The sequence below is a fragment of the Pseudomonas asplenii genome (assembly GCF_900105475.1).
Taxonomy (GTDB): Bacteria; Pseudomonadota; Gammaproteobacteria; order Pseudomonadales; family Pseudomonadaceae; genus Aquipseudomonas; species Aquipseudomonas asplenii.
Genome location: NZ_LT629777.1, coordinates 2,624,914 through 2,637,624 on the forward strand (window position 1 = coordinate 2,624,914; position 12,711 = coordinate 2,637,624).

The window sequence follows — 12,711 nt, forward strand, 5'->3', positions numbered from 1 at the left end:
GAAACGCTTGATCTGGCCTGCGCGGGTGCGTACCTTTGCCCGCTTTTCTTGCGCAGCCCTCTGCACAAGTTCCATTTGAGTCCCTTTTGGAGAGCGCCATGTCCGCTGATCTCGAGCATATCCGTCAAGTCATGCGCGAAGCCGACTGTCTGTACACCAACGCTGAAGTCGAGGCGGCGATTGCCCGTGTCGGCGCGCAGATCAATGCCGAGTTGGCCGAGCGCAACCCGGTGGTGTTCTGCGTGATGAACGGCGGCCTGATTTTCGCCGGCAAACTGCTGACTTGTCTCGACTTCCCGCTGGAAGCCTCTTACCTGCACGCCACCCGTTACCGCAACGAAACCAGCGGCGGCGAGCTGTTCTGGAAGGCCAAGCCGGAAGTGTCGTTCATCGACCGCGACGTCCTGATCATCGATGACATCCTCGACGAAGGTCACACCCTCGGCGCGATCATCGACTTCTGCAAGCACGCCGGTGCCCGCCAGGTGCACACTGCCGTGCTGATCGACAAGGAGCACGACCGCAAGGCCCGTCCGGACCTCAAGGCCGATTACGTCGGCCTGCCGTGCATAGACCGTTACATCTTCGGTTATGGCATGGACTACAAGGGTTACTGGCGTAACGCTGCCGGCATCTTTGCGGTCAAGGGCCTGTAACCCATGGCTGCGCCCAGCTTTCTCGATTCGACGTTGTTTGCCGACCTGGCCGCGAAGGCTGCGGCCAGTCCGCGTGGGCGTACGCACCACAACTTCCATCAGATGGACGAGCCATGCCACCGCATGGCAGTTGGCTTGCAGCCGAGTACCTATGTGCCGCCCCATCGACACCTGAGTGCGGACAAGGCGGAAACCCTGTTGGTGCTCAGAGGCAGCCTGGGTCTGCTGGTGTTCGACGAGCACGGTCAGGTGCTGGTACGGCGCGTCCTGCAGGCGGGTGGCGAGTGCCCGGCGGTGGATCTGCCGGCCGGGGTATTCCACGGTTTGGTGGTGCTTGAACCCGATACGGTGATGTTCGAGTGCAAAGCCGGCCCCTATCGCCCCGTGGGTGAGGGCGAACTGGCGGCCTGGGCCCCGCGTGAAGGCGAGGCGGGCGTTGCCGACTATCAGGCCTGGATGCGCGCGCAGTTCGACTGAACAGCTTGCACAGAAAGATGGGCGACTTTGCCGTATCATTAGCCCCCTAACGACAGGCAACGGGTTTTCAGGGCATGCTGGCCATCTTTCTCGGTACATTGACCATCACTGCGCCGGTTTTCGCCATGTTGTTCCTGGGCGTGGCGCTCAAGCGGGTGGGCTGGATCAACGACAACTTCATCCACACCGCTTCGGCGTTGGTGTTCAACGTCACCATGCCGGCGCTGTTGTTCCTCGGCATTATTCACGCCGATCTGCATTCGGCGCTCAAGCCTGCGGTGCTGGGCTATTTTGCCGTTGCTACCCTGGTGTCATTCGCCGGGGCCTGGGGCTGGGCCATCTGGCGTTGTCCCAGAGAGGACCGTGGGATTTATACCCAGGGGGCCTTTCGTGGCAACAACGGGGTGATCGGCCTGGCGCTGGCCGCCAGCATGTATGGCGACTACGGGATTTCCCTCGGGGCTATTCTCGCGGCGCTGGTGATCCTGTTCTACAACACCCTGTCGACCATCGTTCTGGCGGTCTACAGTCCGGTGATCAAATCCGATCCCTGGAGTATCAGCAAGAGCGTGCTGAGCAACCCGCTGATCATCAGTGTGATCGCGGCGGCGCCCTTTGCCTATTTCCAGATCGGCCTGCCCGGCTGGCTGGAGACTTCCGGCAACTACCTGGCGCAGATGACCCTGCCATTGGCACTGATCTGCATTGGCGGCACCTTGTCTCTGGCGGCGCTGCGCAAGAGTGGTGACATGGCGTTGAGCGCCAGCCTGGTGAAAATGGTCGGCATGCCGCTGTTCTCCACCCTGGGTGCCTGGCTCTGCGGTTTTCGTGGTGCGGAACTGGGTATCCTGTTCCTGTACTTCGCCAGTCCCACGGCGGCGGCCAGTTTTGTCATGGCCCGTGCGGCCAATGGCAATCATGAGCTGGCCGCCGCGATCATCGTGATCACCACGCTGATGGCGGCACTGACCACCAATATCGGCATTTTCGTCCTGCAGTGGGGCGGCTGGATCTAAGCGGCCCTTGTGGCGAGTCAGTCGGCTTGCTGGTAGGTGTCGATGACTTCCTGGGCGGCACGGAAGGCGTCGATCGCCGCCGGCACGCCGGCATACACCGCGCAATGTAGCAGCGCCTCGCGGATTTCCTCCACGGTGCAGCCGTTGTTCAGCGCACCGCGTACGTGGCCCTTGAGTTCCTGCGGGCACTTGAGGGCGGTCAGCGCGGCCAGGGTGATCAGGCTGCGGGTCTTGAGCGGTAGCCCCTCACGATTCCAGACACTGCCCCAGGCATGTTCATTGACGAAATCCTGCAGCGGCTGGCTGAACTCGGTGGCATTGCCCAGGGCGCGGTCGACGAATGCATCGCCCATGACCTGGCGACGCATCTCGACGCCGGGTTTTTTCTGATCGGTCATTGCAGTGACTCCTAGGAATGTTGGCGCCGCCAGGCTCTGAGCGTGCTGAACAGCAGGTACGCCCCCAGCGCCGGCAAGACGAAAAACAGCATCAGGTGTTCCAGGCGCACCGCCATTGGCATGCCGGTGGTGAACCACACCACGTGCAGTCCGTAGGCCAGGTAAAGGCCGAGAAACAGCAGGCCCTCGGCGCGGGTGATGCGATAACCGGAGTAGAACACCGGCCAGCACAGTAACGCGACGCCGAGCATCACCGGCAGGTCGAACGACAGCGCATTGGGGGATACCGATAGCGGCTCGGGGGCGATCAGTGCGGTCACTCCGAGTACCCCCAGCAGGTTGAACAGGTTGCCGCCGATCACGTTGCCGACAGCGATATCCCGTTGACCGCGCAGGGCGGCGATCAGCGACGTGGCCAACTGGGGCAGCGAGGTGCCGACCGCAACCACTGTCAGGCCGATGATCCGTTCCGACAAGCCCAGTTCCGTGGCCACCTCCACGGCGGCGTCGAGCAGCAAGCGCCCGGCGAGGGTCAGCAGGGCCAGGCCGAGCAGCATCCAGAAGACGCTGCTGACCCAGGGTGCGCGCCGGCGATGCGTTTGCGGCGCCTGGGTATGGGGCGTCTGGCTGTTTTGCGAAGTGCGCAGGAGTAATCCCAGGTACAGCGCAAATATCAGCAGCATCAGCATGCCGTCGAGACGACCCAATTCTTCATTGAAGGCCAGGCCGAAGATCAGCAGACTGGCGACGATCATCAGCGGGATATCCAGGCGCACCAGTTGGCGCGACACCCGCAAGGGAATGATCAGCGCCGAGAGGCCCAGGGTCACCAGCGTATTGAAGATGTTACTGCCAATCACGCTGCCGACCGCGATATCGGCGTTTTCCTGGAAGGCCGCCTGCAGGCTGACGGCCATTTGTGGCGCGCTGCTGCCGAAGGCGACGATGGTCAGGCCGATCAGCAACGGGCGTACCCGCACGCTGGCGGCCAGGCGGACGGCCGCGCGCACCAGCAATTCGGCGCCGATGATCAGCAGTAACAGGCCGCCGAGCAGTTGGATCAGGCTCAGGATCGGCAGTTGGGTCAATCCGAAAATGGCGGGGCTCCCGGAATCAGTCGTTGAGGCTCTGGACGCGCACGCGTGCGGTGCCACTTTGTAGCATGCCCAACTGTTCGGCGGCTTGTCGGGAAACATCGATCAGGCGCCCACGGGTGTGCGGGCCGCGATCATTGATACGGACCACGACGCTTCGGTCGTTGGCGAGGTTGGTAATTTTCACCCGGGTGCCGAAGGGCAATTGGCGGTGGGCGGCGGTCAGTGCGTTCTGGTCGAAGGTCTCGCCGCTGGCGGTGCGCTTGCCGTGATGCTTGCGACCGTAATAGGACGCCGTACCGGTTTCGTCGTAGCCGCGCGGGTCGATATCGTGGGTGGCGCAACCGGCCAGCAGAGAGAGGAAGGCAAAGGCGGCAAGCAGACGCTTCATGGGATGTCCTCGGTGGTGCCTTGCCAGGCGGTTGGGGTGAGGAGACGTGCCTCCTCACCCCGGGGTTGCCCGCACACGTGGGTGCTATCAGCCTTCGAGCTTGCTCTTGAGCAGCTCGTTCACCTGTTGCGGGTTGGCCTTGCCCTTGGACGCCTTCATCGCCTGGCCGACGAAGAAGCCGAACATCTTGCCGCGCTTGGCCTCATCCGCTGCACGGTACTGCTCGACCTGCTCGGCGTTGGCCGCCAGCACTTCGTCCAGTACCTTCTCGATCGCGCCGGTGTCGGTGACCTGTTTCAGGCCACGGGCCTCGATCACCTGATCGGCGCTGCCTTCGCCGTTGGCCATGGCCTCGAACACGGTCTTGGCGATCTTGCCGGAGATGGTGTTGTCCTTGATCCGCAGCAGCATGCCGCCCAGTTGCTCGGCGGTGACCGGCGCCTGGTCGATTTCCACGCCCAGCTTGTTCAGCAGGCTGCCCAGCTCGACCATGACCCAGTTGGCCGCCAGCTTGGCGTCGGTGCTGATGGCGACCACCTGTTCGAAGTATTCCGCCTGCTCGCGGCTCGAGGCCAGGACGCTGGCGTCGTACAGCGACAGACCGTACTGCGACTGGAAGCGCTCGCGTTTCTGCGGCGGCAGTTCCGGCAGGTTGGCACGTACGTCAGCCAGGAACGAGTCCTCGATGACCACCGGCAGCAGGTCTGGATCGGGGAAGTAACGATAGTCGTTGGCTTCCTCCTTGCTGCGCATGGCGCGGGTTTCGTCCTTGTTCGGATCGTACAGGCGGGTTTGCTGGATAACCTTGCCACCGTCCTCGATCAGCTCGATCTGGCGCTGTACTTCGCTGTTGATCGCCTTCTCGATGAAACGGAACGAGTTGACGTTCTTGATCTCGCAGCGGGTGCCGAACTCGACCTGGCCCTTGGGGCGGATCGAGACGTTGCAGTCGCAGCGCAGCGAGCCTTCGGCCATGTTGCCGTCGCAGATGCCCAGGTAGCGCACCAGTGCGTGGATCGCCTTGACGTAGGCCACGGCCTCCTTGGCGCTGCGCATGTCCGGTTCGGAGACGATTTCCAGCAGCGGGGTGCCCGCACGGTTCAGGTCGATGCCGGTGGCGCCGCTGAAGTCTTCGTGCAGGCTCTTGCCGGCATCCTCTTCCAGGTGCGCGCGGGTCACGCCGATACGTTTGACCGTGCCGTCTTCCAGGGTAATGTCCAGGTGGCCCTTGCCGACGATCGGCAGTTCCATCTGGCTGATCTGGTAGCCCTTGGGCAGGTCCGGGTAGAAGTAGTTCTTGCGGGCGAACACGTTGTGCTGGCCGATCTCGGCGTCGATCGCCAGGCCGAACTTCACCGCCATGTGTACCGCTTCCTGGTTCAGCACCGGCAGTACGCCAGGCATGCCCAGGTCAACCAGGCTGGCCTGGGTGTTGGGTTCGGAGCCGAAAGTGGTCGAGCTGCCGGAGAAAATCTTCGATTGGGTGGCGAGCTGGGTGTGAATCTCCAGCCCGATCACGACTTCCCATTGCATGGTGTTTCTCCTCGAAATCGTTCCAGGGGACTTTTGAAGCGTTACGAGCGAAGGTAAGGCAAGGCGAAAGCTGACGAGTAAGCGGAGTTGACATTAGTCAATGAGCATTACGAGTCAGCTTTCAACGCAGCCTTGCCGAGCGCAGTCGCTTCAAAACCCCTGGGGGGTGCGGGTGTGCCAGTCAGTGTGTAACTGATACTGGTGCGCAACGTTGAGCAAGCGGCCTTCCTGGAAATACGGGGCAAGCAATTGCACGCCGACCGGCAAGCCGTCGACGAAACCCGCTGGCATGGACAAGCCCGGCAGACCCGCGAGGTTGGCGGTGATGGTGTAGAAGTCTTCCAGATACTCGGCGACCGGATCGTTGTTCTTGGCGCCGATCTTCCAGGCCGGGTTGGGCGTGGTCGGGCCGAGAATGACGTCGACTTCCTTGAAGGCGTTCATGAAGTCGTTCTTGATCAGGCGGCGGATCTTCTGCGCCTTGAGGTAGTAGGCATCGTAATAGCCGGCCGACAGGGCGTAGGTGCCGACCATGATCCGGCGCTGCACTTCGGCGCCGAAACCTTCGCCACGGGAGCGCTTGTACAGGTCGGTGAGGTCTTTCGGGTTTTCGCAGCGATGGCCGAAGCGCACGCCGTCGAAACGCGACAGGTTGGACGAGGCCTCGGCCGGTGCGATCACGTAGTAGGCAGGGATCGCGTGCTGGTTGTTCGGCAGGCTGATCTCCTTGATCACCGCGCCGAGCTTTTCCAGCTCCTTGATGCTGGCGTGCACCCGCTCGGCGATGCGCGGGTCGAGACCGGCGCTGAAGTATTCCTTCGGCACGCCGATGCGCAGGCCCTGCAGCGAGTCGTTCAGGCTGGCGCTGTAGTCCGGCACCGGCTCATCGATGCTGGTGGAGTCCTGCGGGTCGAAACCGGCCATGCCTTGCAGCAGCAGTGCGCAGTCTTCGGCGGTGCGGGCCAGAGGGCCACCCTGGTCGAGGCTGGAGGCATAGGCGATCATGCCCCAGCGCGAGACACGACCGTAGGTCGGCTTCAGGCCGGTGAGGTTGGTGAACGCAGCAGGCTGGCGGATCGAGCCGCCGGTGTCGGTCGCGGTGGCCGCAGGCAGCAGGCGCGCGGCAACGGCCGCAGCCGAACCGCCGGACGAACCGCCCGGCACGTGCTCCAGGTTCCACGGGTTCTTGACCTTGCCGTAGTGGCTCGATTCGTTGGCCGAGCCCATGGCGAATTCGTCCATGTTGGTCTTGCCCAGGGTCACCGCGCCGGCAGCGGCGAGTTTGGCCACCACGGTGGCATCGTAGGGCGCCTTGAAGTTGTCGAGCATCTTCGAGCCGCAGCTGGTGCGCACGCCCTGGGTGCAGAACAGGTCCTTGTGGCCGATCGGTGCGCCGAGCAGGGCACCGCTTTCGCCATTGGCGCGACGCACGTCGGCGGCCTTGGCCTGTTGCAGGGCCAGTTCCTCGGTGAGGCTGATGAAGCTGTTGATCTGCGGGTCGAGCTGGGCAATGCGCGCCAGCAGGGTGCGGGTCAGTTCTTCGGCGGAAAACTTCTTGTCGGCGAGTCCGCGGGCGATCTCGGCCAGAGTCATTTGATGCATTGCAGGCTCTTTCCCTTTAGTCGATGACTTTCGGAACCAGGTACAGGCCGTTTTCGACCGCTGGTGCGATGGACTGATAGGCCTCGCGGTTATTGCGCTCGGTCACGGCGTCGGCGCGCAGGCGCTGGCTCGCTTCCAGTGGGTGGGCAAGGGGTTCGATACCGTCGGTATCGACAGCCTGCATCTGGTCGACCAGACCCAGAATGCTGTTCAGAGCTTCAGTGGTGCGTGGAATATCGTCTACGACCAGGTCCAGGCGGGCCAGGTGAGCGATTTTTTCCACGTCGGAGCGGTCAAGCGCCATGGGAATCTCCAGTGGAAAACAGAATGGAAGCTGTCCGTGTGTTAAATTGTCGGAACACTACCGCATTTCTACGGTCACATGGCCGCGATTGTATGGGATGGTGCTCGGAAAAACGCCTAATTTAACATATTGGCGCCTTGCCCAAAATCCCCGTCGTTGTTAGAGTTTGCCGCACTTTTTTACCCACGCGTTGCCCAGGGTCCCTTTCCAATGTTCAAGAAACTGCGTGGCATGTTTTCCAGCGATCTTTCCATCGACCTGGGTACAGCCAACACCCTTATTTACGTGCGCGAGCGCGGTATCGTCCTGAATGAGCCATCGGTTGTTGCGATTCGCACCCATGGCAATCAGAAAAGTGTCGTCGCCGTCGGCACCGAAGCCAAGCGCATGCTAGGTCGTACACCGGGCAACATTGCTGCCATTCGTCCGATGAAGGATGGCGTGATCGCCGACTTCAGCGTCTGTGAAAAGATGCTGCAGTACTTTATCAACAAGGTTCACGAAAACAGCTTCCTGCAGCCCAGCCCACGTGTGCTGATCTGCGTGCCGTGCAAGTCGACCCAGGTCGAGCGTCGTGCCATCCGTGAATCGGCACTGGGTGCTGGTGCCCGTGAAGTGTTCCTGATCGAGGAGCCGATGGCCGCCGCGATCGGTGCCGGTCTGCCGGTCGAGGAAGCCCGTGGCTCGATGGTTGTCGATATCGGTGGCGGTACCACGGAAATCGCGCTGATCTCGCTGAACGGTGTGGTCTACGCCGAATCCGTACGCGTTGGCGGCGACCGTTTCGACGAAGCGATCATCACCTACGTGCGCCGCAATTACGGCAGCCTGATCGGTGAATCCACCGCCGAGCGTATCAAGCAGGAAATCGGCACAGCCTACCCAGGCGGCGAAGTTCGTGAAGTCGACGTGCGCGGCCGTAACCTGGCCGAAGGTGTGCCACGTGCCTTTACCCTCAATTCCAACGAGGTGCTCGAAGCGCTGCAGGAATCCCTGGCGACCATCGTCCAGGCAGTCAAGAGCGCGCTGGAGCAGTCGCCTCCGGAACTGGCTTCGGACATCGCCGAGCGCGGCCTGGTGCTGACCGGTGGTGGTGCGTTGTTGCGTGACCTCGACAAGCTGCTGGCCCAGGAAACCGGTCTGCCGGTGATCGTTGCCGAAGACCCGCTGACCTGTGTGGCGCGTGGTGGTGGCCGTGCTCTGGAAATGATGGACAAGCACACCATGGATCTGCTCTCCAGCGAGTAAGTTCGCTGGCAGACGTTATGACGGTCCATTATCAGGCAGCACTTTGCAGTGCTGCCTGTTGCGTTTATCTTCTGTCAATCTGCATCCGGGCCGGTTTGATGCCGTATGAATAAAATGTCTATTTGCCTGGGAGGAGCGGCTCATTAAACCGCTTTTCGCCAAAGGCCCCTCATTGGGCGTGCGCCTGCTGGTGCTGGTCGTGCTATCGGTTGCACTGATGGTGGTCGATGCCCGCTTCACGGTGCTCAAGCCGATTCGTAGCCAGGCCTCGCTGGTGCTGATGCAATCGTACTGGATCACCGACCTGCCGCAGCGGCTGTGGCAAGGCGTGGCCAGCCAGTTCGGTAGCCGTACCGAGCTGGTCGCCGAAAACGAGAAACTCCAGACCGAGAACCTGCTGCTGCAGGGGCGCCTGCAAAAGCTGGCTGCCCTGACCGAGCAGAACGTGCGCCTGCGCGAGTTGTTGAACTCCTCCGCGCTGGTCAACGAAAAGGTCGAAGTCGCCGAACTGATCGGCATGGACCCCAATCCCTTCACCCATCGCATCATCATCAACAAGGGTGAGCGCGATGGCGTGGTGCTCGGCCAGCCGGTGCTCGATGCCCGTGGCCTGATGGGCCAGGTGGTCGAGTTGATGCCGTACACCTCCCGTGTGCTGCTGCTGACCGATACCACCCACAGCATTCCGGTGCAGGTCAACCGCAACGGCCTGCGGGCGATTGCCAGCGGCACCGGCAATCCCGAGCGCCTGGAGTTGCGGCATGTGGCTGACACCGCAGATATCAAGGAAGGCGATCTGCTGGTCAGTTCCGGTCTGGGCCAGCGCTTCCCGGCTGGCTATCCGGTAGCGACGGTCAAGGAAGTGATCCACGACTCCGGTCAGCCGTTCGCGATCGTGCGTGCGGTGCCGACTGCCGCCTTGAACCGCAGCCGTTATCTGCTGCTGGTGTTCAGCGACAGCCGCACGCCGGAAGAGCGGGCCAATGAAGCGGCGCAGGCCCAGGAGGCCGACAAGCAGGGTGATGGCGCTGCACCGGTCCCGGCGACCGTGCCCAAGCCCGCGGCAACCCAGACAACCCCGGCCAGCCCCGCCACCACGACTCCGGCAGTCAAGCCGGCGGCGCATGGTGCCGTGGCCCCGGCCCATGGTGCGGCCAACAGCACGCCGGCGGTCAAGCCAAGCACCGTCAAACCCGCCGCCAAGCCAGCCAGCAAGCCGCCGGCGGCCACTCAACGGCAGGAGGAATGATGGCCGGCGCTACTCTTTCGCGTAATGGCTGGATCGTCTGGCTGACCTTTTCGATCGGTCTGTTGCTCAGCGTTTCGCCGTTGCCGCAGTTCATGGAAATCCTGCGCCCGCTCTGGCTGGCGCTGCTGCTGGCCTTCTGGTCGCTGTATCTGCCGCACAAGATCGGTATGGTCACTGCGTTCCTGCTCGGGCTGGCCGAGGATGTGCTCTACGGCACCCTGCTGGGGCAAAGTGCGTTGATCCTGACGCTGATCACGTTCCTGGTGCTGTCGCTGCAACAGCGTCTGCGGATGTTTCCGATGTGGCAGCAGAGCCTGGTGATTCTGGTGATCTTCGGTCTGGCGCAGTTGGTCCAGTTGTGGCTGAGTGCCTTGACTGGCAATCGTCAGCCAACCCTGGCGCTGGTCCTGCCGGCGCTGGTCAGTGCGCTGCTCTGGCCATGGGTCAGCTTCGGGCTGCGCGGACTGCGCCGACGCTACAAGATCAACTGACTGAATCGTCGGCCATTTCCCGGTGCCGGATGATCTGTACGAAGAGTCCCGACAAGGAGATGTCTTGATGACCCCGCTCTACCTGGCCTCCGGCTCGCCGCGGCGACGTGAACTGCTGACTCAGATCGGCGTGCCCTTCACCGCGATCAGCGCGGACATCGATGAAACTCCCCTGAGCGACGAATTCCCGCTGGCCTATGTCGAGCGCCTGGCGCGTGGCAAGGCTGCGGCCGGACGTGCCGTATTGGGCCAAGCTACCGCAGGCTGCGTGCTCGGTGCCGATACTGCGGTGGTGCTCGACGGGCGAATCCTCGGCAAACCGCTGGACGAGGCCGATGCAGTTGCCACCCTGCTGGCGCTGTCCGGACGCGAACATGAGGTGCTGACAGCCATTGCACTGCTGGACGGGACACGATGCGAGTCGCGGGTGGTTCGTAGTCTCGTGAAATTTCGTACTATCAAAACAGAAGAGGCATACACCTACTGGGCCAGCGGCGAGCCGCGGGACAAGGCTGGGAGCTATGCCATTCAAGGCTTGGCGGCCGTTTTCGTGGAAAGCCTGAACGGTAGCTATTCGGCTGTTGTCGGTTTACCTGTCTGCGAAACCGCAGAACTGCTTGGCCGTTTCGACATACCCTGTTGGCAAAACCTTATTGTGCGCTGATTGCCGCACCTCAGTGAACGGCAATAATTGTGAGCACACCTGAACGAGACGCAGCCATGAGTGAAGAGATCCTGATCAACATCACGCCGATGGAGTCGCGCGTGGCGGTGGTAGAGAACGGTGTGTTGCAAGAGGTTCATGTCGAGCGCACGCAGAAGCGCGGTATCGTCGGCAATATCTACAAAGGCAAGGTGGTGCGCGTGCTGCCGGGCATGCAGGCGGCGTTCGTCGATATCGGTCTGGACCGGGCGGCCTTCATCCATGCCTCGGAAATCTCCATGCGCGAAGGCCCGGCTGTGGAAAGCATCAGTGCCCTGGTTCACGAAGGGCAGAGCCTGGTGGTGCAGGTCACCAAGGATCCCATCGGTACCAAGGGTGCCCGGCTGACCACGCAACTGTCGATTCCCTCACGCTACCTGGTGTACATGCCACGCACCGCGCATGTCGGCATTTCGCTGAAGATCGAGGACGAAGCCGAGCGTGAACGCCTGAAGAAGGTGGTCAGCGATTGCGTCGCCCAGGAAGGCATCAAGGAAGCGGGCGGATTTATCCTGCGCACTGCCGCCGAGGGTGCCGGCGCTGAAGAAATCATGATGGACATCCGTTATCTGCGGCGGCTGTGGGATCAGATCGGCGCGCAGATCAAGACCATCGGCGCGCCCAATGTGATCTACGAGGATCTCGGCCTGGCATTGCGGACCCTGCGTGACCTGGTCAGCCCGAAGATCGAGAAGATCCGTATCGACTCGCGGGAAACCTTTCAGAGAACCACGCAGTTCGTCGCCGAACTGATGCCGGAAATCGCCGATCGCCTGGAACACTATCCCGGCGAACGGCCGATCTTCGACCTGTACGGTGTCGAGGATGAAATCCAGAAGGCGCTGGAACGCAAGGTGCCGCTCAAGTCCGGTGGTTATCTGGTGGTCGACCCGGCGGAAGCCATGAGCACCATCGACGTCAACACCGGGGCATTCGTCGGGCATCGCAACCTCGAAGAAACCATCTTCAAGACCAATCTCGAGGCGGCCACCGCGATTGCCCGTCAGTTGCGCCTGCGTAACCTGGGCGGGATCATCATCATCGACTTCATCGACATGGAAGACGAAGAGCATCAGCGCCAGGTGCTGCGGACCCTGGAGAAGCAGTTGGAGCGTGATCACGCCAAGACCAACATCATCGGCATCACCGAACTGGGGTTGGTGCAGATGACGCGCAAGCGCACCCGTGAAAGCCTGGAACAGGTGCTTTGCGAGCCCTGCAGCAGTTGCCACGGGCGCGGCAAGCTGAAAACGCCAGAGACGGTTTGTTACGAGATTTTCCGCGAAATCCTCCGTGAGGCCCGTGCCTACCAGGCCGAAGGTTATAGAGTATTGGCCAACCAGAAAGTCGTTGACCGCCTGCTGGACGAAGAGTCGGGTAATGTCGCGGAGCTGGAAGCCTTCATCGGGCGTACCATCCGTTTCCAGGTCGAAACCATGTATTCCCAGGAACAATACGACGTGGTGCTGCTCTGATTTCCTGTTCTGAACACAGATTGTCCGCACTGGCTGACGCTGGCCTTTTCATCGACTTTTGCCTGAGGGGCCAC

14 protein-coding genes are annotated in these 12,711 nt (G+C 62.0%); 8 read left to right on the forward strand and 6 right to left on the reverse strand.

Annotated features, from left to right (window positions below; translation table 11 throughout):
* Window positions 1-98: 98 nt before the first annotated feature.
* The 3 genes from BLU37_RS11965 to BLU37_RS11975 all read left to right on the forward strand — a co-directional run bounded on the left by BLU37_RS11965 (window position 99) and on the right by BLU37_RS11975 (window position 2,149).
* On the forward strand, window positions 99-656 hold the full coding sequence (locus BLU37_RS11965) for a hypoxanthine-guanine phosphoribosyltransferase (RefSeq protein WP_010445307.1): 558 nt from the start codon (window positions 99-101) through the stop codon (window positions 654-656).
* Window positions 657-659: 3 nt separating this feature from the next.
* The gene (locus BLU37_RS11970) at window positions 660-1,133 is read left to right on the forward strand and encodes a WbuC family cupin fold metalloprotein (RefSeq protein ID WP_090205071.1); all 474 of its coding nucleotides are present in this window, start codon (window positions 660-662) and stop codon (window positions 1,131-1,133) included.
* A gap of 74 nt (window positions 1,134-1,207) precedes the next feature.
* Window positions 1,208-2,149, forward strand: coding sequence for an AEC family transporter (locus BLU37_RS11975; protein WP_010445304.1), 942 nt, complete (start codon window positions 1,208-1,210; stop codon window positions 2,147-2,149).
* A 17-nt stretch (window positions 2,150-2,166) separates the two neighbouring features.
* On the opposite strand, the gene BLU37_RS11980 is transcribed toward BLU37_RS11975, so the two are convergent.
* The 6 genes from BLU37_RS11980 to gatC all read right to left on the reverse strand — a co-directional run bounded on the left by BLU37_RS11980 (window position 2,167) and on the right by gatC (window position 7,471).
* Window positions 2,167-2,547 carry a carboxymuconolactone decarboxylase family protein gene (locus BLU37_RS11980; RefSeq protein ID WP_010445303.1) on the reverse strand — a complete coding sequence of 127 codons (381 nt, stop codon included), beginning with the start codon at window positions 2,545-2,547 and terminating at the stop codon, window positions 2,167-2,169.
* Window positions 2,548-2,558: 11 nt separating this feature from the next.
* Entirely contained in the window at window positions 2,559-3,611 is a 1,053-nt protein-coding gene (locus BLU37_RS11985; RefSeq protein WP_090210935.1) for a calcium/sodium antiporter, read from the reverse strand.
* 49 nt (window positions 3,612-3,660) lie between these two features.
* Entirely contained in the window at window positions 3,661-4,032 is a 372-nt protein-coding gene (locus BLU37_RS11990; protein WP_010445301.1) for a septal ring lytic transglycosylase RlpA family protein, read from the reverse strand.
* An 87-nt stretch (window positions 4,033-4,119) separates the two neighbouring features.
* On the reverse strand, window positions 4,120-5,565 hold the full coding sequence (gene gatB / locus BLU37_RS11995) for an Asp-tRNA(Asn)/Glu-tRNA(Gln) amidotransferase subunit GatB (RefSeq protein ID WP_090205074.1): 1,446 nt from the start codon (window positions 5,563-5,565) through the stop codon (window positions 4,120-4,122).
* Window positions 5,566-5,715: 150 nt separating this feature from the next.
* Entirely contained in the window at window positions 5,716-7,167 is a 1,452-nt protein-coding gene (gene gatA / locus BLU37_RS12000) for an Asp-tRNA(Asn)/Glu-tRNA(Gln) amidotransferase subunit GatA (protein WP_090205077.1), read from the reverse strand.
* Window positions 7,168-7,183: 16 nt separating this feature from the next.
* Window positions 7,184-7,471: an Asp-tRNA(Asn)/Glu-tRNA(Gln) amidotransferase subunit GatC gene (gene gatC / locus BLU37_RS12005; RefSeq protein WP_010445298.1), complete on the reverse strand. Its 288-nt coding sequence runs from the start codon at window positions 7,469-7,471 to the stop codon at window positions 7,184-7,186.
* Between the two features lie 210 nt (window positions 7,472-7,681).
* On the opposite strand from gatC, the gene mreB reads away from it, so the two are divergent.
* The 5 genes from mreB (at window position 7,682) to rng (ending at window position 12,637) form a co-directional block, all read left to right on the forward strand.
* The gene (mreB, locus tag BLU37_RS12010) at window positions 7,682-8,719 is read left to right on the forward strand and encodes a rod shape-determining protein MreB (protein ID WP_002555108.1); all 1,038 of its coding nucleotides are present in this window, start codon (window positions 7,682-7,684) and stop codon (window positions 8,717-8,719) included.
* A 172-nt stretch (window positions 8,720-8,891) separates the two neighbouring features.
* Window positions 8,892-9,968, forward strand: coding sequence for a rod shape-determining protein MreC (mreC, locus tag BLU37_RS12015; RefSeq protein WP_010445297.1), 1,077 nt, complete (start codon window positions 8,892-8,894; stop codon window positions 9,966-9,968).
* Window positions 9,968-10,459: a rod shape-determining protein MreD gene (mreD, locus tag BLU37_RS12020; RefSeq protein ID WP_010445296.1), complete on the forward strand. Its 492-nt coding sequence runs from the start codon at window positions 9,968-9,970 to the stop codon at window positions 10,457-10,459. Before mreC ends, mreD begins: the two co-directional genes overlap by 1 nt.
* 67 nt (window positions 10,460-10,526) lie before the next feature.
* Window positions 10,527-11,123, forward strand: coding sequence for a Maf family protein (locus tag BLU37_RS12025; RefSeq protein ID WP_090205080.1), 597 nt, complete (start codon window positions 10,527-10,529; stop codon window positions 11,121-11,123).
* A 56-nt stretch (window positions 11,124-11,179) separates the two neighbouring features.
* Window positions 11,180-12,637, forward strand: coding sequence for a ribonuclease G (rng, locus tag BLU37_RS12030; RefSeq protein ID WP_090205083.1), 1,458 nt, complete (start codon window positions 11,180-11,182; stop codon window positions 12,635-12,637).
* Window positions 12,638-12,711 lie beyond the last annotated feature (74 nt).